Source organism: Streptomyces sp. NPDC002935, from assembly GCF_040611295.1.
In the GTDB taxonomy this organism is placed as follows: Bacteria; Actinomycetota; Actinomycetes; order Streptomycetales; family Streptomycetaceae; genus Streptomyces.
Genome location: NZ_JBEXNW010000007.1, coordinates 81,529 through 101,673, shown reverse-complemented (window position 1 = coordinate 101,673; position 20,145 = coordinate 81,529). Strand labels below are relative to the sequence as shown.

General features: G+C 72.2%; 18 protein-coding genes and 1 pseudogene. 7 read left to right on the top strand and 12 right to left on the bottom strand.

All coding sequences use genetic code 11. The annotated features are described in order from the left end of the window. Positions 1 to 85: 85 nt before the first annotated feature. Complete coding sequence (locus tag ABZX90_RS11630; RefSeq protein ID WP_355203808.1) at positions 86 to 1,222, bottom strand: CaiB/BaiF CoA-transferase family protein; 1,137 nt, start codon at positions 1,220 to 1,222, stop codon at positions 86 to 88. A 254-nt stretch (positions 1,223 to 1,476) separates the two neighbouring features. Beyond that, positions 1,477 to 1,857, bottom strand: coding sequence for an MmcQ/YjbR family DNA-binding protein (locus ABZX90_RS11625; RefSeq protein ID WP_355203805.1), 381 nt, complete (start codon positions 1,855 to 1,857; stop codon positions 1,477 to 1,479). Between the two features lie 138 nt (positions 1,858 to 1,995). On the opposite strand from ABZX90_RS11625, the gene ABZX90_RS11620 reads away from it, so the two are divergent. Next, positions 1,996 to 3,168 carry a saccharopine dehydrogenase NADP-binding domain-containing protein gene (locus ABZX90_RS11620; protein WP_355203802.1) on the top strand — a complete coding sequence of 391 codons (1,173 nt, stop codon included), beginning with the start codon at positions 1,996 to 1,998 and terminating at the stop codon, positions 3,166 to 3,168. Between the two features lie 81 nt (positions 3,169 to 3,249). Here the strand turns inward: ABZX90_RS11620 and ABZX90_RS11615 are convergent, their stop codons facing one another. Next, positions 3,250 to 3,417, bottom strand: a complete 168-nt coding sequence (locus tag ABZX90_RS11615; protein WP_351119286.1) for a hypothetical protein — start codon at positions 3,415 to 3,417, stop codon at positions 3,250 to 3,252. A 147-nt stretch (positions 3,418 to 3,564) separates the two neighbouring features. Beyond that, positions 3,565 to 4,254 (bottom strand): endonuclease V, encoded by a 690-nt coding sequence (locus ABZX90_RS11610; RefSeq protein ID WP_351119285.1) that lies wholly within the window; start codon positions 4,252 to 4,254, stop codon positions 3,565 to 3,567. A gap of 268 nt (positions 4,255 to 4,522) precedes the next feature. Here ABZX90_RS11610 and ABZX90_RS11605 point away from each other — a divergent pair, with 268 nt between their 5' ends. Further along, complete coding sequence (locus ABZX90_RS11605) at positions 4,523 to 5,494, top strand: LLM class flavin-dependent oxidoreductase (RefSeq protein ID WP_355203798.1); 972 nt, start codon at positions 4,523 to 4,525, stop codon at positions 5,492 to 5,494. Between the two features lie 32 nt (positions 5,495 to 5,526). On the opposite strand, the gene ABZX90_RS11600 is transcribed toward ABZX90_RS11605, so the two are convergent. Continuing rightward, positions 5,527 to 6,582 (bottom strand): oxidoreductase, encoded by a 1,056-nt coding sequence (locus tag ABZX90_RS11600; RefSeq protein WP_355204160.1) that lies wholly within the window; start codon positions 6,580 to 6,582, stop codon positions 5,527 to 5,529. A 307-nt stretch (positions 6,583 to 6,889) separates the two neighbouring features. Between ABZX90_RS11600 and ABZX90_RS11595 the strand changes: the two genes are divergently transcribed. Next, entirely contained in the window at positions 6,890 to 7,306 is a 417-nt protein-coding gene (locus tag ABZX90_RS11595; RefSeq protein WP_351119283.1) for an SsgA family sporulation/cell division regulator, read from the top strand. Positions 7,307 to 7,322: 16 nt separating this feature from the next. On the opposite strand, the pseudogene ABZX90_RS11590 reads toward ABZX90_RS11595, so the two are convergent. Together ABZX90_RS11590 and ABZX90_RS11585 are read right to left on the bottom strand one after the other, a co-directional pair. Then, positions 7,323 to 7,801 (bottom strand): annotated as a pseudogene (locus tag ABZX90_RS11590) (isocitrate lyase/phosphoenolpyruvate mutase family protein); the annotation flags it as partial. A 187-nt stretch (positions 7,802 to 7,988) separates the two neighbouring features. Further along, positions 7,989 to 8,672, bottom strand: coding sequence for a GPP34 family phosphoprotein (locus ABZX90_RS11585; protein WP_355203794.1), 684 nt, complete (start codon positions 8,670 to 8,672; stop codon positions 7,989 to 7,991). 302 nt (positions 8,673 to 8,974) lie between these two features. Here ABZX90_RS11585 and ABZX90_RS11580 point away from each other — a divergent pair, with 302 nt between their 5' ends. From ABZX90_RS11580 to ABZX90_RS11570, 3 genes are all read left to right on the top strand, one after another. Further along, positions 8,975 to 10,609: an ABC-F family ATP-binding cassette domain-containing protein gene (locus tag ABZX90_RS11580; RefSeq protein ID WP_355203792.1), complete on the top strand. Its 1,635-nt coding sequence runs from the start codon at positions 8,975 to 8,977 to the stop codon at positions 10,607 to 10,609. 129 nt (positions 10,610 to 10,738) lie between these two features. Further along, positions 10,739 to 11,515, top strand: a complete 777-nt coding sequence (gene ddaH, locus ABZX90_RS11575) for a dimethylargininase (RefSeq protein ID WP_355203789.1) — start codon at positions 10,739 to 10,741, stop codon at positions 11,513 to 11,515. Positions 11,516 to 11,728: 213 nt separating this feature from the next. Beyond that, a complete protein-coding gene (locus tag ABZX90_RS11570) occupies positions 11,729 to 12,706 on the top strand; it encodes an acyl-ACP desaturase (RefSeq protein ID WP_355203786.1) in 978 nt (325 codons plus the stop codon). A 249-nt stretch (positions 12,707 to 12,955) separates the two neighbouring features. On the opposite strand, the gene ABZX90_RS11565 is transcribed toward ABZX90_RS11570, so the two are convergent. From ABZX90_RS11565 to ABZX90_RS11555, 3 genes are all read right to left on the bottom strand, one after another. After that, on the bottom strand, positions 12,956 to 14,134 hold the full coding sequence (locus tag ABZX90_RS11565; protein ID WP_355203783.1) for a hypothetical protein: 1,179 nt from the start codon (positions 14,132 to 14,134) through the stop codon (positions 12,956 to 12,958). 3 nt (positions 14,135 to 14,137) lie between these two features. Then, complete coding sequence (locus ABZX90_RS11560; RefSeq protein WP_355203780.1) at positions 14,138 to 16,318, bottom strand: hypothetical protein; 2,181 nt, start codon at positions 16,316 to 16,318, stop codon at positions 14,138 to 14,140. Positions 16,319 to 16,420: 102 nt separating this feature from the next. Next, the gene (locus tag ABZX90_RS11555) at positions 16,421 to 16,666 is read right to left on the bottom strand and encodes a WhiB family transcriptional regulator (RefSeq protein ID WP_351119275.1); all 246 of its coding nucleotides are present in this window, start codon (positions 16,664 to 16,666) and stop codon (positions 16,421 to 16,423) included. 271 nt (positions 16,667 to 16,937) lie between these two features. Here ABZX90_RS11555 and ABZX90_RS11550 point away from each other — a divergent pair, with 271 nt between their 5' ends. Then, the gene (locus ABZX90_RS11550; protein WP_355203777.1) at positions 16,938 to 17,729 is read left to right on the top strand and encodes a VOC family protein; all 792 of its coding nucleotides are present in this window, start codon (positions 16,938 to 16,940) and stop codon (positions 17,727 to 17,729) included. A gap of 156 nt (positions 17,730 to 17,885) precedes the next feature. Here ABZX90_RS11550 and ABZX90_RS11545 read toward each other — a convergent pair whose 3' ends face one another. After that, the gene (locus ABZX90_RS11545; protein ID WP_351119273.1) at positions 17,886 to 18,923 is read right to left on the bottom strand and encodes a LacI family DNA-binding transcriptional regulator; all 1,038 of its coding nucleotides are present in this window, start codon (positions 18,921 to 18,923) and stop codon (positions 17,886 to 17,888) included. 156 nt (positions 18,924 to 19,079) lie between these two features. Next, positions 19,080 to 20,111 carry a non-homologous end-joining DNA ligase gene (ligD, locus tag ABZX90_RS11540; RefSeq protein WP_351119272.1) on the bottom strand — a complete coding sequence of 344 codons (1,032 nt, stop codon included), beginning with the start codon at positions 20,109 to 20,111 and terminating at the stop codon, positions 19,080 to 19,082. Between the last annotated feature and the right edge of the window lie 34 nt (positions 20,112 to 20,145).

The window sequence follows — 20,145 nt, the reverse complement described above, 5'->3', positions numbered from 1 at the left end:
GGAAGGCGGCGCCGCGCTCGCGGAGATCCTCGTCGGCGGCCTGCCCGGCCGTCGCCCGCGTAGCCGAGTGGGAGGGAGAGTTCCATCAGTCGCCGTCCTTCGCCAGCCGGGGAACGTCCCAGTCACGGGCCACGTCCGCGGTGTCGGCGCCCGGCAGGGCGGGACCGCCGCGGACCGAGGTGGGGGTGGCCGAGAAACGCGGCGCGGGGGCCGGCTGGGTGATGCCGCCGTGGTCCACGAACGTGCCGCGGGCTGCGAGGTGCGGGTGCTCGGGCGCCTCGCGCAGCGACAGAACCGGGGCCACGCACGCGTCGGAGCCCTCGAAGACGGCGGTCCACTCGTCTCTCGTACGGGTCCTGAAGCGGGCGGCGACCGTCTCGCGCAGCTCCTCCCAGCGGGCCAGGTCCTTGCGGGCGGGGCCGAGTTCCGGGATGCCGAGCAGGTCGACGAACTCGTCGTAGAACCGCTGCTCCAGCGGGCCCACGGCCATGTGCCGGCCGTCGGCGGTCTCGTAGGTCCCGTAGTAGGGGCAGCCGCCGTCGAGGAGGTTGGCCCCGCGCCGGTCCTGCCAGCCGCCCGCGGCCATCATGCCGTGGATCATCGCGGAGAGGTGCGCGGTGCCGTCGACGATGGCCGCGTCCACGATCTGCCCGGCGCCGGTCGCGCGCGCGTGGTGGAGAGCGGCGAGGACACCGACGACGAGATACAGCGAGCCGCCCGCGTAGTCGCCGAGGAGGTTCGCGGGGACCGCCGGGGGCTCGTCGGGGCTGCCGATCATGCCGAGGGTGCCGGTGAGCGCGATGTAGGCGATGTCGTGCCCGGCACGGTGGGCGAGCGGGCCTTCCTGGCCCCATCCGGTCATCCGGCCGTACACGAGCCTCGGGTTGCGGGCGCGGCAGGCGTCGGGGCCCACGCCGAGGCGCTCGGCGACGCCGGGGCGGTAGCCCTCGATCAGGATGTCGGCCCGCTCGGCCAGGTCGAGGACCTTGGACGGGCCGTTCTCGGCCTTGAGGTCGATGATCACGGACCGCTTGTTGCGGTTGGTGATGTCGTGGGCCGGGTCGACCCCGAGCCCGGGGCCGCCGGGCCGGTCCACCCGCACGACGTCCGCTCCGAGGTCGGCGAGCAGCATGGCGGCGAACGGGCCGGGGCCGATGCCCGCCAGCTCGACCACGCGCACCCCGGCGAGGGGACCGTGCCCCGGCGTTCCTGCCCCTGCCATCAAGCCCCCAGGACTGTGACACCACTGATGTGACATCAGTGATGTTAAGAACGTGTTCCACTCCGGGCAAGCCCCTGACGAGCAAGCGCTTAGTTAAATTCCCGGTGGCGGATCATGGCCAAAGCGGTATGTAACAGGTCAGGGCGCCGGAACCGGACCGGCCGCACGGGGCGCGCGGCGGGACCGTCGCCGACCGCCGGGGAACGAGCCGCGGCCCGCACGCGTCGCGGAGCGAGACCGCCCGGCGGACGGGATCAGCTCTGGTCCAGCTCCGCGATCAGCCTCTTGGGTGCTATGACCCGATAGCTTTCTTCGACCCAGTCGCACAGCAGCTCCGCCGCGGGAGCCCCTTGCTCCTCCAGGGGTATGCGCACCCAGCCGGCCTTGCCCAGGCCGTATCCGGCGAGCTCCGCACCGGGTGAGGTGAGCGCGTGGGCGTGCGCCGCCTCGTCCTTGAGCTTCACCGTGACGCCCATCGGGTAGCTGCCGTCGTCGAGGCCGAGGAAGACGAAGACCTTCTTGTTGACCTTCGCGACCGTCTCGCCCCAGGGGAACTCCTCCGTGGCGCCGGGCAGGCCGAGCGCGAACTCGCGCACCTTCTGCCACTTTTTCAGGGCGTTTTTCGACACGGCCACGGCTGCCTCCGGCCTGTTCGTGCGACCTCGTCGTCCGACTGTTCGTACCTCACGCTAGCCTCAGCCACCGACAACGGCGCTTCGCGCACGACGTGGGGCACCGCACGATCGAGTGCAGCCCCCAGTGGGGAGGGTGTCATGAGCAGGCTGAACGAGACGGACCGCGCGTACGACATCGTGCTCTTCGGAGCCACGGGGTTCGTCGGAGAGCTCACCGCGGAGTACTTCGCCGCGCACGCGCCCGAAGGACTGCGGTGGGCGATCGCCGGGCGCAGCGCCGAGAAGCTGGAACGGCTGCGGGAGCGGCTCGGCGGCGCACCCGGTGTGCTGCGGGCGGACGTGACGGACCCGGATTCGGTGCGCGAACTCGCCCGCCACGCGCGCGTGGTGGCCACGACGGTGGGGCCGTACATCACCTACGGGGAGGACCTGGTGGCCGCCTGCGCGGATGCCGGGACCGATTACGTGGACCTGACCGGCGAGCCCGAGTTCGTGGACCTGATGTACGTCCGGCACGACGCACGCGCGCGGGAGACGGGGGCGCGGCTCGTGCACGCCTGCGGCTTCGACTCGATCCCGCACGATCTGGGCGCCTACTTCACCGTGCGGCAGCTCCCGGAGGGCGTACCGCTGAAGGTGGACGGATTCGTGCGCTCCCAGGCGATGTTCTCGGGGGGTACCTTCGCCTCCGCGCTCAACCAGTTCGCGCGAGGCCGGCACATGCTGGCCGCGGCGCGGGACCGCCGGCACCACGAACCGCGCCTGATGGAGCGGCGGGTCCAGGCCCCTCTCGGCGCGCCGCGGTTCGCCAAGGAGGTCGGGGCGTGGGCGCTGCCGCTGCCCACGATCGACGCCCAGGTGGTGCAGCGCTCGGCGCGGGCCCTGGACCGCTACGGGCCGGACTTCCGCTACCGCCACTACGCGGCCGTCGAGCACTTGCCCATCGCCCTCGGCGGAGTCGCCGGGGTGAGCGCGATCTTCGCGGCCGCTCAGCTGCCCCCCGCGCGCCGCTGGCTGTCCGACCGGATCAAGCCGGGCGAGGGGCCGAGCGCCGCACGGCGTGCGAAGAGCTGGTTCTCGGTGCGCTTCGTGGGCGAGGGCGGCGGCCGGCGCGTGTTCACCGAGGTCGCGGGTGGCGACCCCGGCTACGACGAGACCGCCAAGATGCTCGCCGAGTCAGCTCTGTCTCTCGCCCTGGACGAGCTGCCGAAGACGAGCGGGCAGGTCACGCCGGCGGTGGCGATGGGTGACGCGCTGACGGAAAGGCTCCGGGCCGCGGGGATCACCTTCCGGGTGGCGGCGGTCCGGTAGGGCCGGGAAGTCCGGCGAGGCCGGGAAGTCCGGGGAAGGGACTCCGGCGGGTACAACGTGGGCGTGAGGGTTCGCCGACCCTCACGACGCCCAGCCGATCACCGTGTAGACCATCCCGCCGATCCAGGCGAGACCGGCCGACACGGCGAGCACGAGTGCGGCCACCACGGCGCGCTCGACGGGGCGGGCGGAGTCGGCGGCGGGCTTCGGGGCGCGGTGTGTCGTCATGCGGACCAGCTTGCCGATCATGGCAACTTCATACATCCGTACGAGTACTCAGAACACGTACTCAGACAGTCCCGGCCGAGGCGCTCGGACAGTCCCCCGCCGACGCGTGGGAGACATCGGGCGGGCCGGCGGGTGAGGGACGTCGGGCGGGCCAACAGTCCGGAGACGTCAGGCCGTTGCCTCCTGGAGGGCCCGTCTGCACAGGGAGTCCGCGCGCCGGGTGGATTCCGGCAGACGGTACTTCGGGGTGAGGGCGAGCGTGTGCGCGCAGGCGTTGTCGAGGTCCACGCGGTGGCCGACGGACACGAACACGGGCTTGATCCCGTCCTGGGTACGCAGCGCGCGGCCCACCTCGTCGGTGCCGGCGAGCAGCGGCGAGGCGCTGCCGCGCCGGACGCCCGGCTCCTCGTAGGAGAAGGCGAACGGGTTCTTGGCGACCCCGATCGTCGGGAGACCGGTGAGGACGCCGAGGTGGCTGGCGAGGCCGAAACGGCGCGGGTGGGCGAGGCCGTACCCGTCGCACACGACCAGGCCGGGCGGGCAGGGCAGAGCCTCCAGCGCGGCCAGGACGGTCGGGATCTCCCGGAAGGCGAGCAGTCCGGGGACGTACGGGAAGGAGACCCGGCCGACGGCGGTGGTCTCCGCCACGACGTCGAGGGTCGCCGCGTCGAGGACGACGGCCGCCGCGACCACGAGGTCCCGCTCGTCGTCGTAGGCGACGTCGACACCCGTCACCCGGCCGGTGCCGGGCGGCGGGCCCGGCTCGTCGAGCACCACCCGCGCGCGCAACTCGTCCTGCACGGCGCGGGCTTGGTCCTCGGTGGCGGGCCAGCCCGCGGGAATCCTCACGGTTGTCATGATGGGGACGAGCCTAAAGGGCACGGGAACGGGCCGGCGGGCCAGGGTTCCGGAGCTGCTGTCGCGACGAAGACGGCGCCCGGCCTCGATCGGTACCGGGAGCCGCTCGGCCGAGCGACCCCGCGCACCCGCGGCCGAGAACCCGCCGGAGCCCGTTCTCGTCCATGCCCGGCGTCCGGCGACGGCGCTTCCCGTGGCCGGTCCGGCCACCGAACCCCCTTGTGAGCAGCGCGGGTTGGCACCGACGGTCGATTCCTATACTGACCGAATGATCACCGTTCCGCTCAGCGCGCTCGAAGTGGCCATGGTCCAGACGGGCGCCCGCGCCGCAGACACGTTACGAGACACCACCGAGTTCGCCCGGCGCCTCGACGACCTCGGATATCTGCGCCTCTGGTACGCCGAGCACCATCACTCCCCGGCCATCGGAGCGTTCCCGCCCGTCGTCCTGACCGCCCACGCGGCCGCGTTGACGTCGTCCATCCGACTCGGCTCCGGGGGCGTTCTCGCTCCGAACCACGCCCCGATCATGCTGGCCGAGCAGTTCGGCACACTGGCCGCGCTGCACGAGGGCCGGATCGACCTGGGCATCGGCCGGGGCCCGGGCACCTTCGACGAGTCCACCGCGCGGGCCCTGCGCCGCGGCGCAGGGCCGACCACGGACGACGAGTACCGCGAAGATGTCTCGTCGACGCTGCGCCACTTGGTGGAAGAGGTCGCGCTCGGCCCGCTCCCGGAGCCGTGGCTGCTGGCGTCGAGCACGGCCGGTGCCGCGCTCGCCGGGGACCTCGGACTGCCGATCGCTTTCGCCCATCACATTCGTCCGGACAACACCCTGGCCGCGCTGGCCCGTTACCGCGCGGGCTTCTCCCCCTCCCGCTGGTGCGCGCGCCCACGCGTGCTGATCTGCGTGGAGACGGTGTGCGCCGAGACGGAGAAGGAAGCGTCCTGGCTCGCCGGCCCGATGGACGTCGTCAAGGCCGGACTCCTCCAGGGACGAGGCGACATCCCCTTCCCCACACCCGCGGAAGCGGCGGCTCATTCGTTCACCGCGGAAGAGGTCCGGGCCCTGAAGAGCTTCCGCGCCCACCAGGCGCACGGTGCGCCCGAGACGGTCGCGCGGCACCTGACGGACCTGGTGGATCTGACCGGCGCGGACGAACTCATGCTGGTGACACCCGTGTACGCGCTGGCCGACCGACTGAAGTCGTACGAACTGGTCACGCGCCACACGTCGTGATGTCGACGCCGGCCTGACCGACACCGCACGCCTCAGCGCTCCAGCCGGGCGACCCGTCCCTTCTCGCCGGAGGCCCAGCAGCCCAGGTCCGGGGTGCAGTCCACGGTGTCGTACGAGCCGGTGTCCAGGGTGCGCCAGGTGCGTCCGCCGTCGGTGGTCAGGTCGGTGCCGGTCGGGCCGACCGCCAGGGCGGCGGTGCGGCTGTGCGGAAGCCAGGTGACGCCCGAGCGGTAGGCGGGCGGGGGCTGGGCGGCCGTGGTCCAGTTGCGGCCCCCGTCGGGGGTGATCGCCGCGGCCTTCGGTGAGGCCTGGTCGGCTCGGTAGTCGCCGCCGACCGCGATTCCGTGGACGCGGTCACGGAAGGCGAGGGCGAAGACGCCGCGCGCCGGATCACCGGCGGGAACCGGTGTGTCGGTGGCGCTCCAGGTCAGCCCGCGGTCCGCGGAGTGCAGCACGCGCGCGCGTGCGCCCCCTCCTGTCGCCAGCCACACATCGCGGGGCCCCGAACCGACCAGGCACTGGCCGCTCGCGGCGAAGCCCGCCTCGCCGTCCTGCGCGGCGGGCATCCCGTCGCTGGGCAGCACCTTCCAGGAGCGGCCGCCGTCGCTGGTCGACAGGATGCGGAACCTGCCGTCCACCGGGTCGCTCATCGCCAGGCCGTGGCTGCGGTCGAGGAAGGTGAGGCAGTCGTAGAAGGCCTTGGCGTCGGTGTTGCGGAAGGACTCGGTCCATGTGGCGCCGCCGTCCTCGGTCCTGAAGACGCGGGACGCCTCGCCCTCTCCGATGGCCAGGACCACGGCACGCCGCGCGTCGAACGCCTCGATGTCGCGGAACTCCAGGTCCGCGGACCCGGGCGGCGACACGTTCCGCCAGCGCGCGCCGCCGTCGGTGGTGCGCAGCACGGTGCCCTTCGAGCCGGCCACCCACGCGGTGTCCCTGCTGACGGCCGACAGCCCACGGAACCGTACGTCCGTACCGCTGTCCTTGAGCACCCAGTGCGGCGTTCTCGCCGTCTCGTGCGCCTGCGCGGGCACCGCCACCGCGAGCGCCGCGGCGAGCGTGACCGCGCCCAGACCCGCGGTGACCATCCGGCTCGTACGTCTCGTCTTCCCCAAGCCCCTCATGGCGGGGGAAGCTAGTGCACTCCCCCGATGGCGTCCAGATGGCCTCCGGCGGGAACCTGAGGGGCCCGTCCGGGTGTCCTCTTCGGTGTCCGGCGAGCGCGGGACGGAATGGGATCACCACGGTCGGGGAAAGTGGATCTCCTCAGCGTAGGACCGCGGTGACAGAGGTCACTCGGCTTACAGGTGCACGCGCCGGGTCATTTCTCCGTCTCTTCAATTGACCGGCGTCATCCGCCCGGAGTTCGTTCAGCCGTCACAAGGGAGCAAGGCGTTGTCCACCGTCATCGAGCAGCCCGTAGAGGCCCGCCTCGTCGCCGCCGCCCCGCGGATGCCGAGCATTCCCGCCACGCTCCACTACGACCGGACCGACCCGTTCGCCGTCCGCATGACCTTCCCGGCCCCGGCCACGCTCGAAGGGGTGGAGGTCTGCTGGACCTTCGCCCGCGAGCTGCTCGTGTCCGGCCTCGACGACTCGGTGGGGTACGGCGACGTGCGGGTGCGGCCGTACGGCTACGACCGCACCGTGCTGGAGTTCCACGCTCCCGAGGGCACCGCCGTGGTGCACGTGCGCTCGGGCGAGGTGCGGAACTTCCTGCAGCAGACCACCGAGCTGGTGCCGGTCGGCCTGGAGCATCTCCAGGTGGACCTGGACCACGACCTGGCGGAGCTCCTGCGGGGCACCTGCTGAAACGGCGCGGGCACCCTCAACGGACGAGGCCCATCAGGGCGTTGAGCCCGGTGTAGTCGAGTCCGTCGGTCCGCGTTCCGTAGGCCGGCGTCCCGTAGGTCAGCGTCCCGAGGTCAGCGTCTCGTAGGTCCCCGTGCCCAGCAGCTCCCGCGCGGCACGCCGGACCAGGGCGTACGCGGCCTCCGCGATGCTCGAACCCGCGCTGATCCGGGCCACCCCGAGGGCGGCCAGCGCGTCGACGGACGGCGCTCCGGGGCCCACCAGGATGTTCAGCGGGCCCTCGACGCCCTCGACGCGAGTCTTCACGGTCACTGGATCGACGGCTCCGGGGACGAAGACGCCGTCGGCTCCGGCGGTGAGGAAGGCGGCGGCCCTCTCCAGGGTCTCCTCGACCCCGCCCGCACCGCGCAGAAGGGTGTCGATGCGGGCGTTGACGAACAGCGGCACGTCCGCCGCGTCGGCGGCCGCGCGCGCCGCGGCGATGCGCTCCGCCTTGGGGACCAGCCAACACGGGCGGCTCGGCGGGGGCCGGCAGGAATCCGACCTGTACGTGAGAGGGCGCACCGCCTCCGGGGCCCCGCGTTCCCGGGGGCGACGGCGTCTCCCGCGCCCCTTCAGCTCCCCGTGACCGAGGCCGTGACCGACACCCGCGTTCCGGGTGCGAGGATCCGCCCGCCCCCGTTCAGCTCCCCGTCGTCGAGGCGGCCGTGGTCGATGCCGTCGTCGTCGCCATGATCACCGCCGTACGGACCTCCTGGACGACCTTCCTCAGGGCCGGGGTCGCCGCGCCGCCGCGTTCGGCGAGTTCGTCGATGCGGGCCTTGTGGAGCTTGCGGTCCTTGGGCGAGGCGAGGGTGCGGAGCTCGGCGGCGGTGGCGAGGGCCACGAGAGCGGCGTCGCGGTCGGAGACCTCGGCGACGGGCAGCGGGCCTTCCAGCACCTGCCGCGCCTCCGCGCGCAGCGCGTCCACGGCGGCCACCCGGTCCAGCTCGTACTCCACGGAGGGGAAGAGCCCGAGGACCCGCTTCTTCTCCGCCCGCAGGTATCCCCCGGCCGCGAGCTGGGCGCGTACGGCGTCCAGGGTGACCCGGGCCCGCAGCGTGACCCAGGGCTTCCACTTGCGGGGCCGGGACTCCGCGACAAGCTCCAGGAGCCCGTCGAGGACGAGGTCCCCCGTCCGGGAGTCGGCGTCCACGGGCGTGACGATGCCGTCGTCGTCGACGAGGAGCCCGCGCTGGGCGAGCTCGGTGAGTGCGCCGGCCCGCACCAGGTGGTGGAGGTGGGTGGACCCGGTGATCTTGAGTTTCGTGGTGTCCCAGGCCAGGAGGTAGAGCCGGGCGGGCAACGAGAGCGAGCCGTTCGGCACGAGATCTCCTCGGTTCGTCGGTGGCCACGTTAATCCTTTGACAGCCCAGAGGGCGGTCCCTACGGTGTACAGCGGTTCTGTTGCCGTCGAATGGAGAAGGACGTTGCTCGTCTGAGGTCTGAGACACCGCGTCACACACGGCCGGATCCTTCCGGCGCGCGTGTGCGCAGCGTGCGACCTCGGCGTTCGAGCCGTCCTTCGGTGCAGGGCCTTCTTCTCGCTCACCTCCGAACTGGATCGTCGTCGCCTCGCGGTGTCCCGTACGCGTACCCCCGACCGCATCCAGCAACCGCGAGGCCCTTGTGTCAACATTCCCCACCTCCATCTCCTGCACCTCCCTGTCCTTCGCCTGGCCGGACGGCACCGAGGTCTTCGACGACCTCCAGATCGCCTTCGGACCCGGCATCACCGGGCTCGTCGGCGTCAACGGATCAGGCAAATCAACCCTGTTGAAGTTGATCGCCGGAGAACTCACCCCTGCCGACGGCACCGTGCGGGTCGCGGGCGAGGTGGGCCATCTGCCGCAGAACGTCACGCTCGACACCGCTCTGCGGGTCGACGAGGCCCTCGGCATCGCCCGCCTCCGCGCCGCCCTGCACGCGATCGAGGCGGGCGACGTGGCCGAGGAGCACTTCGACGTCGTCGGCGACGACTGGGACGTCGAGGAGCGGGCTCGCGCGACCCTCGGCGAACTCGGGCTCGGACACATCGAGTTGGACCGTACGATCGGTGAGGTGTCCGGCGGCGAGTCGGTGCTGCTGCGGCTGGCCGCGCTCCTGCTGCGCCGACCCGACGCCCTCCTCCTCGACGAACCCACCAACAACCTCGACCTGTACGCGCGACAGCGGCTGTACGCGGCGGTGGAGGCCTGGTCCGGGGTGATGATCGTGGTCAGCCACGACCGCGAACTGCTGGACCTGGTCGACCAGATCGCCGATCTGCGGTCCGGAGAGGTCACGTGGTACGGCGGGAACCTCTCCGCGTACGAGGAGGCGCTCGCCGGCGAACAGGAGGCGGCGGAGCGCATGGTGCGCGTCGCCGAGTCCGATCTGAAGAAACAGAAGCGCGAACTGGTCGACGCACAGGTCAAATTGGCCCGGCGCAAGCGCTACGGCCAGAAGATGTTCGAGCAGAAGCGCGAGCCGAAGATCGTCATGGGTGCGCGCAAGAGGGCGGCCCAGGAGTCCGCCGGCAAGCACCGCATCATGCACGAGGGGAGGCTCAGCGAGGCGAAGGAACGTCTCGACGAGGCGGTGGAGGCCGTACGGGACGACGACGAGATCCGCGTCGACCTGCCGTACACGGCCGTACCGCCGGGGCGCACCGTCCTCACGCTCGACGGACTGGAGCTGAGGTACGGCGCGCGGGTGAACGGCGTGTTCGATCTGCGGGGACCCGAACGGATCGCGCTCGTCGGGCGCAACGGAGCGGGCAAGACGACGCTCCTGCGCACGATCGCCGGGGAACTGGACGCCGTGTCCGGTGAGGCACGCGCCCATGTTCCGCTGCGCTTCCTGCCGCAGCGGCTCGACGTTCTCGACGACGAGCGGACCGTCGTCGAGAACGTGGCCCGGTACGCGCCCGCCGCCACCAACAACCGGATCCGGGCGCGTCTCGCCCGCTTCCTGTTCAAGGGTGCGAAGGCCGACCAGCGCGCGGCGACGCTCTCCGGCGGCGAACGATTCCGTGCGGCGCTCGCGGCCCTGATGCTGGCCGACCCCGCGCCCCAGCTCCTGATGCTCGACGAGCCGACGAACAACCTCGACATGGCGAGCGTCCGTCAGCTCACCACGGCCCTGGAGTCCTACGAGGGAGCGCTGATCGTCGCCAGCCACGACATGCCGTTCCTGGAGTCGATCGGCATCACGCGACGGCTCCTGCTGGAAGGAGGAGAACTGAAAGAAATCGCTCCGGAAACTGTCGGGTATTCCTCCTAGTGCGGGGAGCGGAGGCGGCCTAGCGTCGGGGGTAGGTGGCGCCCGACGTCAGGCCGGGGGGCTTTTGCGCGCGCGAACCGCGCTGCATGATGTTGCGCCGACACCCCCTGCCGATTCGGAGAGCCACCCGTGCCCAGCCAGAAAGCGCTCGTACGCAGGCCCAGCCCCCGCCTCGCCGAGGGGCTGGTGACGCACGTGGAGCGGGCGGAGGTGGACGTCGACCTCGCGGTCGAGCAGTGGGAGGCGTACACCGAGGCGCTGCGCACACACGGCTGGGAGACCGTGGAGGTCGACCCGGCGGAGGACTGCCCGGACTCGGTGTTCGTCGAGGATGCCGTCGTCGTCTTCCGCAACGTCGCCCTGATCGCCCGCCCGGGCGCCGAGTCCCGGCGCGCCGAGACGGCCGGGGTCGAGGAGGCCGTTGCGCGTCTCGGCTGCTCGGTGAACTGGATCTGGGATCCGGGCACCCTCGACGGGGGCGACATCCTGAAGGTGGGCGACACGATCTATGTGGGCCGGGGCGGCCGCACGAACGCGGCCGGGGTCCAGCAGCTGCGAGCGGTCTTCGAACCGCTCGGGGCGCGGGTCGTCGCCGTCCCCGTCAGCAAGGTGCTGCATCTGAAGTCGGCGGTCACCGCGCTGCCCGACGGGACGGTTATCGGGCACGAGCCGCTGGTGGACTCCCCGTCGCTGTTCCCGCGCTTCCTGCCGGTACCGGAGGAGTCCGGGGCGCACGTGGTGCTCCTGGGCGGCGGCAAGCTGCTGATGTCGGCCGGCGCCCCCAAGACCGCGGAACTGCTCGCGGATCTCGGCCACGAACCGGTTCTGGTGGACATCAGCGAGTTCGAGAAGCTCGAAGGCTGTGTGACATGTCTCTCGGTGCGACTTCGGGAGCTGTACGTCTGAACGAGTGATCGAGACCTCCGTCCGGCTCCCTGGACCTCGGCATCCGGGGCACCTTCGGCGTGGGCGGGAAAGGGCTGGATCTTCCCGGGAAAGCCGCTGATCAGCGGCCTTTACGAGGTTCTTAACCTACGGTGTCGTAACCTACGGAGACGTAGCCTACGATGCCGTAGGTTAGCTTTCCGCTCGTTGTCCCCGTCCCTCCCTGGAGCACCCGTGACGATCACCTCTCCTCACCTCGGCAGCCCGGCAGCCGCCTGGACCGACGCTCGCCTGCTGTACGCGCTGGAGGAAGTGGTCGAGACGGAGCTGAACCGCCACCTGAAGGTGGCGAAGGACTGGATGCCGCACGAGTACGTGCCCTTCAGCGACGCCCGCAACTTCCCGGGGATCTTCGAGGACGGCGAGGCCTGGGACAAGGAGCAGTCCAAGGTCACCGAGATCGGCCGGATCGCGCTGGTCGTCAACCTCCTCACCGAGGACAACCTCCCGAGCTACCACCACGAGATCGCCTCTCTCTTCGGCCGTGACGGCGCCTGGGGCACCTGGGTGCACCGCTGGACGGCGGAGGAGGGCCGGCACGGCATCGTGATGCGCGACTACCTGCTCGCCTCGCGCGCGGTGGACCCGGACAAGCTCGAAGCGTTCCGGATGGCCCACATGAGCGAGGGCTTCGAGTCGGACAACCGTCACTCGATGCTGCACTCGGTCGCGTACGTCGCCTTCCAGGAGCTGGCGACCCGCATCTCCCACCGCAACACCGGTCACCAGTCGGGCGACCCGGTCTGCGACCGCATGCTGGCGCGCATCGCGACCGACGAGAACCTCCACATGGTCTTCTACCGCAACCTCCTGAAGTCGTCGTTCGAGCTCGCCCCCGACCTGACGATGCAGGCGGTCCGCGATGTCGTCGTCAACTTCCGGATGCCCGGTCACGGCATGCCCGGCTTCGAGCGCATGGCCGCGCAGATGGCCATCGGCGAGGTCTACAACATGCGCATCCACCACGACGACGTGCTCCAGCCGGTGCTGCGCCACCTCAGGGTCCTGGAGATGGACGGCCTCGGCCCCGTGGGCCTCCAGGCCCAGGAGGAGCTCGGCCTCTTCATGGGCGGTCTCGACGCGGAGGCCTCGAAGTTCGACGCGAAGCTCGCCGCCCGCAAGGCCCGTATGGCGGCCCGCGCGAGCGCGTAGCTCCGCCCGCGAGCACCCGGCTCCAGCCGGGGCCCGCGCACACGGACCCACCGGCGACCCGCGAGAACACGCGGCCCGCACTTCGCCCCCGGCTCACGATGCCCCGCCTCGCGCGGGGACGTGATCCGGGGGCTCGCGTGTATCCGGAGCCCTGCGGAACGGCCCTGCGGATCGTTCCCCCTCCGCCCGCGCGGGCGCGCAGCCACTCGCTTCACGCCCGCGAGGGGCGCCGAGGGATGGCGCGGCCGTTCACTCCTGTGCCGTCAGCCGGGTCAGCGCGGCGTCCCGGACGTCGGGCACCGGGTGGCGGCGCAGTGCTCTCAGCTGCTCCCGCCAGGGGGCGGCCCAGCCCGTGCGGGTGCCGACTCCGCCGGTCACGGCCACGGCGAGGAGCCCCTCGGCGTGGCCGCCGTGCGCCGCGAGGCGCCGTGCGGCGTCGAGCAGCTCGTCGGGCTCACCCTCCGGTGACCGCAGGCGGGCCTCCAGCGCGTCCGCCGTCCGCACGGCGAGCGCCGGACGTCCGGTGGTCAAGGCCGCCAGCCGCTCCAGGAGCCGCGGGTCCGCTTCCAGGTCCAGATGGGCCACGGCGATCCCGGCGGCGTGCGGCACCAAGGCGTCGTGACCGGCGAGCAGCGCCACGGCGGCCAGGGCCGCGGGGCGCACGGCCTCCGGGTCCGTAGCGGCGCGCCGGGCGAGACCGGCGACGACGTGCGCGAGCCGCTGCCGGGCCGGCCGGTCCCGCCGCTCACCCGCATCGGCATCGGCATCGGCATCGGCATCGGCCGAGGTCGCCTCCCGCTCCGCGAGTGTCCTCAGGGCGTGCTCGAACCCTTCGACGCCACTCGGCGATCCCACCGCCACGGTGATCAGCCCTTCGGCCGCGGCGCGCCAGCTCGTACGGTCCGAAAGGTCGGTGGTGGCCGTGGCGAGAACCATGGGGGCCTCCGGGGACCACGGCGCCCAGCGGGCGAGGGCGGCGAACGCCAGGGTGGCGGTCTCCGGGTCGTCGGTGGTGGTCGCCTCCCGGACCAGGCGGGCATAACGCTCGCGGTGCGGCTCGGGCAGATCGAGGGCGGTGACCCGGAGGACCGCGGCGCGCAGCACCGGCTCGGCACCCGCGGCGGCGCGCAACACGCCCCAGACCGGTTCCTCGTCGAGCAGCCCGCCCGTGCGGGCCACGACGGCGGCGCGCACGTCCACGTGGGCGCCCGGGACCGCGAACACCTCGCTCAGCAATGCGGCCGCTCGCGCTGTCGGGAGCCGGACGGCCGCGAGCCTGGCGGCCTCCTTACGGCTGGTGACCTTGGAGTCCGGCGCGAAGAGCACGGCACGCAGTTGCCCGGCGAGGTGCGACGGCGCGGCGTACCGGGATGCCCGGGTGGCCGCGTACACGGCGACCCGGGCCCGGTCGTCGCCCGCGCGGGCCAACAGCTACGGCAGCGCGTCGGCGGGCCGGTCGCTACGGGCGAGCGCGGCCAGGGCCGCTTCGGCGAGCACCACGTCCGGGGCCTGTGTCCAGCGCCGTACGAGATCGGTGCCCCGGCCCGGGACGAGCGCGGCCCCCGCGAGGGCCGCGGCCCGCCGGTGCAGGGGCAGTCCGGTGTCCTCGGCCGCTTCGGCCAACTGCCTTAGTGCGGCCTGCTGTTGGCGTGGCACCCAGCGGCGTACGTCCCGGTCCAGCGGTACGGTCCATGGGGTGCCCCTGGTCAGGAAGCGCCCGTACGGCGGGGCTTCGGCGAGCAGCGGGTCGAGCAGGTCGGTGCGGCGCCGGGTGACGACCTGGAGGACGGGCCGCAGGGCGGCCGCCGAGGGTTCGAGGGCGAGAAGACGAGTCGCCCGCTCGTCCCGTGTCGCGGGTGGCTCCAGCCACAGATCGACCGCCGTCCGCACGGTGGCGTCATTGCCGTACCGGATCGCCTGCCAGAGGAGTTCCTGCAGTTCGGGCATGCCGGCGGCGCGCCGCCCCACCGCGCGGGCCACGGCGAAGGCGAGGCTGTAGTCGGCCTTCTCGGCGCCCACCTCGATCCAGGGCCGCAGTGCCTCGTACACCTGGTGCTCCTGGCCCCGGCGCAGCTTCGCGTCCAGACGGCCGAGGTCGGCGCCACCGGTGCTGCCGGATATCCGGACCAGGGTGCGCAGCGCCCAGTTCACCAACTCCCGCGATCCGCCCGCCGCGTGCTCGCCGAGGACGGAGAGGGCGAGCCTGCTGAGGTGCCGGCGGGTGGCGGGCGAGGAGTCGCGGGCCTCGACCGCGTCCGCGGTGATCCGGTCGAGGACGGGCTCGGCGTCCTCGGTGAACAGTGCGGGCCGCACCGCGGACAGCGCTCCGAGCGCGGCCGAGCGCACCGGGTCCTGTTCGTTGCGCAGCCGCCGCATGTCCTCCAGTACGGAGGTGACCGCGGCGCCGTCCGAGCGTGCGGCATTGCGGATGAGCAACGGCCAGGCCTGCGCGCGGTCTTCGGCCGCGGGCCGCCGGGTGGCCTCGTCTAGGCGGCCCCGCACCTCGGCGACGGGCAGGAAGGACTCCGCGAGCAGCGGGGAGTGCCAGGGGGCGCCGCGTTCGCGGGCGTCGGCGGCCATGCGCCGGGCCTCTTCGGCGACGCAACTGCGGGGCAGGGCTTCGAGGATGAACGCGTCGACCGTGCCGTGTCCGGCGCCGCGGCCTTCCTGGGCGGCCCGGTGGAAGGCGTGGCGCCGCGCCGGAGGCAGCGCTCTCAGGAGCGGCGCGAGGTCGCCGGACTCGGCCAGGGCCCGGCCGTAGGCGATGAGTTCGGGCGCCTCGGAACGGGCGAGTCGGCGCAGGACGTCCTGCCCCGGGGCCCTGCCGCGGCGCACGGCGAATTCGGGTGGCGCGAGCAGCAGCCGGAGCAGGCGGCTCGCGTCGGCGGTCGCGAACCGTGGCAGGTGGACCCTCAGTTGATGAGGAAGGGTGGGCGGCCCGAGGCGTTCCAGCAGGTCGAGTACGCGGTGCGGGTCCGCTCCCGCGGCCGCGGCCACACCCGTCGCGTAGCGGCTCCACCAGGTGGCGCGCAGAGATTCGGGCAGCGCGGCCAACTCCGCCTCGGCGACGTCGAGAAGGAGACCGGAGTGCCGTTGGGCGAGCGTCTTCCAGCCGGTGACGGCGTGGAAGAGTCCGGGCAGCAGTCTGCCGACCGTCTCCGCCGTGCAGCCGGGCAGCAGTCGCGCCGCCTCCGCGTCACCCCATCGGCTCCGCAGCCCGTCCACCAGCCGGTCGGCGAGCGCGGTGCGCCGCCCCGCCACGATCGCGCGCAGCAGCTCGCGGCGGATCGCCTCCGGTGCGTCGTCGAGCGCCGACACGTAGGCGGAGTCAGGTACTTGGAGGCTCTCGGCGACCCGCAGGGCGTGCCCGCGCACGAAGGCGTCCGGGTCGGCGACGAGGTCCGCGATCCACTCGGCGTCACGTCCGACGGACGCCGCGACGACACCGATCCCCCGTTCGTAGGGTCCGCGCGCGTCGAGTTCCTCCAGCACCGGGCGCAGCTCGTCCATCTCATCCACGTGCTGGGCGAGTTCGCGCATGCGCTGCGGGTACGGCAGCGGATCGAGAGCGTTGAGCAGGCTGTCGACGATTCGCTGCGGGGTCGGGTTCATGCGGGGATTGTGCCGGTCGGCGGTGGGTCGGCGAACCCGATTTCCCCGCGAGGGCCACAGCCGCCCGTCCGCGTCATGCCGTCGATGGTGACGGGGCCCGCGTCATTCCAAGGCGCGTCGCAGGCCCAGACGCTCCTTCTCGGAGAGGCCGCCCCACACGCCGAAGCGTTCGTCGTTGCTCAGCGCGTAGTCGAGGCACGCGGAACGCATCTCGCACATCCCGCAGATGCGCTTCGCCTCGCGCACCGAGCTGCCCGGCTCGGGAAAGAAGAATTCCGCCCCCGTCTGCGCGCACAACGCCTGCTCCTGCCAGGCGAGGTCGGACGGGGTGATCGTTTCCAGGTGCATGGTCAAGATCGTGCCTCGCGGCGAAAAACGTTCGATCAACGCGGGATCAACGCCGTGTTCCGACGCGTCCGGCGGCCTCGATGATGTCCCCGGCGGGGGTCCGGGGCACGGCGGCGCGCGGGACGGCGTGAGAACAATGCGAATCCTCCCGGCCGCCGAGCGTAATGACGGTTGTCGCTCGGGGGCGGGCTGCGCGTCCGGGCGACGATTGTCAGTGGGCGGTGGAAGACTCGGCATCAAAGGCAACGGGACCCCTCAAAGGAGGGCAATCATGCTCACCACTCGCTTCGTCAACGGCGCCCCGAACTGGCTGGATGTCGGCACGGCCGACATCGAAGGCGCCATCTCCTTCTACGGAGGCCTTTTCGGCTGGCAGTTCCAGTCGGCAGGGCCCGACGCCGGTGGCTACGGTTTCTTCCAGGTCGATGGAAAGACCGTGGCCGGCGGCATGCAGATCACCTCCGAGCAGGGCCCGACGTCCTGGAACGTCTACTTCCAGACGGCGGACGCCGACGCCACGGCCAAGGCGGTCGAGCAGGCCAAGGGTGCCGTGCTCATGCCGCCCATGGACGTGATGGGCGAGGGCCACATGGCCATGCTCGCCGACGAGGCGGGCGTGACCTTCGGCATCTGGCAGCCGGGCCGGACGAAGGGCCTGGGCATGGCCGGGGACCCGGGGTCGCTGTGCTGGGTCGAGCTCTACACCCCGGACATCGCTGCGGCCGCCGCGTTCTACGACTCGGCGTTCGGGTGGAAGACGTCGGCGGTCCCGTTCCCCGGCGGCACCTACACCTGTATCAACCCCGCGGGGAGCGAGGACGAGGACATGTTCGGCGGTGTCGTCCCGCTCGCCGACGACCCGGTCGAGGCGGCGTCCGGTGCGTACTGGCTGCCGTACATCGAGGTCGCTGACACGGACGCCGTGGTCGCCAAGGCCCAGGAGCTCGGCGGCACGGTCCGCATGCCCGCGACGGACATGGAGGGCGTCGGCCGCATGGCCAAGCTCGCCGATCCGTACGGGGCACGCTTCGCGGTGATCAAGAGCGCACCGCAGCAGAGCTGACGTCCCGATCGGCGGGACCCGGCAGGCGCGGGGTCCCGCCGATCGCCGTCGCCCCGGGTCAACTCACCCATTCCCGCCGGGCACCTTGGCCTCACTCGGAAGTGCGTGAGTACCGGGAGCGGGCCCGACGACCTCGCTCCGTGCCCGGTCAGGGACCTACGCGGAGGCCCGTCGCACCACCGTCGTCGGCAGGACCACGCCGGAGGGCTCGGCCACCGGGCCGTCCGTCCCCGCAGCGCCCTCCAGTCCGCGGATCAGCAGCCGGGCCATCAACCGCCCCATCTCCTCTATGTCCTGACGGACCGTCGTCAGCGGGGGATCCGTCTGCTCGGCGATCGGCAGCATGTCGTCGAAACCGATCACTGCGACGTCTTCGGGCACCCGCCGCCCCTGCTCGCGCAGCACGCGCAGCACGCCGAGGGCCGACAGGTCGTTCCCCACGAACACCGCGTCCAGGTCGGGGCGGCGTTCCAGCAGTTCCCGCATCGCGCGTTCGCCGCCGGAGGGTGTGAAGTCGCCCTGCGCGACGAACGCCGGATCGGCGTCGGCCATGACGTCCCGGAAACCGTCCAGCCGGTCGACCGCGGACGTCTGGTCGAGGGCACCGGTGATGTGGGCGATGCGTGTCCGCCCGAGGCCGAGGAGATACCGGACGGCCTGGCGGGCACCGCCGCGGTTGTCGCAGTCGACGTAGACCGCCTCGCGGACGCCCTCGCCCCAGCCGGGCCGCCCGCCGAACACCGTCGGTACGCCCGCACCGTGGATCAGGCCGGGCAGCGGGTCGTCGAGGTGCAGCGAGAAGACGAGCGCGCCGTCGACATGACCGCCGGCGAGATAGCGGGCGACGCGTGCGTGGTCGTCGCGGCCCTCGGTGAGCAGCAGCACGAGCTGTGAGTCGTGCGCCGTCAGTTCCTTGCTGATGCCGCGGAGTTGGAGCGCGAAGAAGGGGTCGGCGAAGACTCGGGTCTCCGGCTCGGCGATCACCACGGCGACGGCGTCGTGGCGCCGGGTGACGAGGCTGCGGGCGGCCTGGTTCGGCACGTAGCCGAGTTCTTCGACGGCCCGGCGCACCCGCTCGACGAGTGGCTCACGGACCCCGTCCCCACCGTTCACGACCCGCGACACGGTGGCCCGGGAGACCCCGGCCCGCGCGGCCACGGCCTCCAGCGTGGGGCGCGACGCTGTCTCGGTCACCTCAGGGCACCTCCTCGGCGGATGCGGATCAGGATAGCCGCGCGGCCGCCCGCTCGTGAGAGCGCTCCCCGATCACCGAAATCGGCTCGAACCGAGCGGAGGGAAGGGCTCACCCCGCCGGCGATCCGGCCGCGCGCGGATCCGCCCCTCGGGCGATCACGTGCTCGGCGGCTGGGCGTCCTCGTGCTTGGCGCGGCTCGGCTGTACCCGCTTGGGCTCGCCCGGCATCTTCGGGTACTCGGGCGGGTAGGGGAGGTCGCCGAGGCCGTGGTCGTGCTCGTCGCGGCTGGCGAGTTCCAGCAGGGCCTCCAGGGAGAAGGCATGGTCGTCCATGTCGGCGTGCACATCGCCGAGTTCGGCGAAGCGTGCCGGCATGGTCGCCAGGTCGAAGTCCCGGGGTCTGGCGTCCTCGACCTCGTCCCAGCGCAGCGGCGCGGAGACCGGGGCGTGCGGGCGGGGCCGTACGGAGTAGGCGGAGGCGATGGTGCGGTCCCGCGCGGTCTGGTTGTAGTCCACGAAGATCTTTTCGCCTCTCTCCTCCTTCCACCACGCGGTGGTGACCCGATCGGGCATACGGCGTTCCAGCTCACGCCCGACGGCGATGGCGGACCGGCGTACCTGGGTGAAGGTCCAGCGGGGCTGGATCGGCACGAAGACGTGCAGCCCCCGGCCCCCGGAGGTCTTGGGCCAACCCCGCAGGCCGCCGTACTCGTGGAGGACCTCGCGCAGTTCGTGCGCGGCGCGCACCGCGTCGGCGTAGTCCGTCCCGGGCTGCGGGTCGAGGTCGATGCGCAGTTCGTCGGGGCGGTCGACGTCGTCGCGGCGGACCGGCCACGGATGGAACGTGAGCGTGCCGAACTGCGCGGCCCACAGCACGGCGGCCGGCTCGGTGGGACACATCTCGTCGGCGCTGCGGCCACTCGGGAAGGTGATGTGGGCGGTCGGGATCCAGTCGGGCATGTTCTTGGGCGCCCGCTTCTGGAAGAAGGACTCGCCGCCCACTCCGTCCGGGTAGCGCTCCAGGGTGGTGGGGCGGTTGCGGAGGGCGCGCAGGATGCCGTCGCCGACGGCGAGGTAGTACTGGGCGAGGTCCAGCTTCGTGAAGCCGCGTTCCGGGAAGAAGATCTTGTCCGGGCTGGACAGACGTACGCTCCTGCCGGCCGCTTCGAGTTCCACCGCATCGCCCATGCGAGCCACGGTAGGCGCACCACGCATGCCGCGC

Excerpts from the sequence above, each read along its gene's own strand:
- ABZX90_RS11620 (WP_355203802.1), top strand. The coding sequence starts at position 1,996 with ATGAGCAGGCTGAACGAGACGGACCGCGCGTACGACATCGTGCTCTTC.
- ABZX90_RS11605 (WP_355203798.1), top strand. The coding sequence starts at position 4,523 with ATGATCACCGTTCCGCTCAGCGCGCTCGAAGTGGCCATGGTCCAGACG.
- ABZX90_RS11560 (WP_355203780.1), bottom strand. The coding sequence starts at position 16,318 with ATGAACCCGACCCCGCAGCGAATCGTCGACAGCCTGCTCAACGCTCTC.
- ABZX90_RS11630 (WP_355203808.1), bottom strand. The coding sequence starts at position 1,222 with ATGGCAGGGGCAGGAACGCCGGGGCACGGTCCCCTCGCCGGGGTGCGC.
- ABZX90_RS11600 (WP_355204160.1), bottom strand. The coding sequence starts at position 6,582 with ATGGTCACCGCGGGTCTGGGCGCGGTCACGCTCGCCGCGGCGCTCGCG.
- ligD (WP_351119272.1), bottom strand. The coding sequence starts at position 20,111 with ATGGGCGATGCGGTGGAACTCGAAGCGGCCGGCAGGAGCGTACGTCTG.
- ABZX90_RS11555 (WP_351119275.1), bottom strand. The coding sequence starts at position 16,666 with ATGCACCTGGAAACGATCACCCCGTCCGACCTCGCCTGGCAGGAGCAG.
- ABZX90_RS11615 (WP_351119286.1), bottom strand. The coding sequence starts at position 3,417 with ATGATCGGCAAGCTGGTCCGCATGACGACACACCGCGCCCCGAAGCCC.
- ABZX90_RS11550 (WP_355203777.1), top strand. The coding sequence starts at position 16,938 with ATGCTCACCACTCGCTTCGTCAACGGCGCCCCGAACTGGCTGGATGTC.
- ABZX90_RS11610 (WP_351119285.1), bottom strand. The coding sequence starts at position 4,254 with ATGACAACCGTGAGGATTCCCGCGGGCTGGCCCGCCACCGAGGACCAA.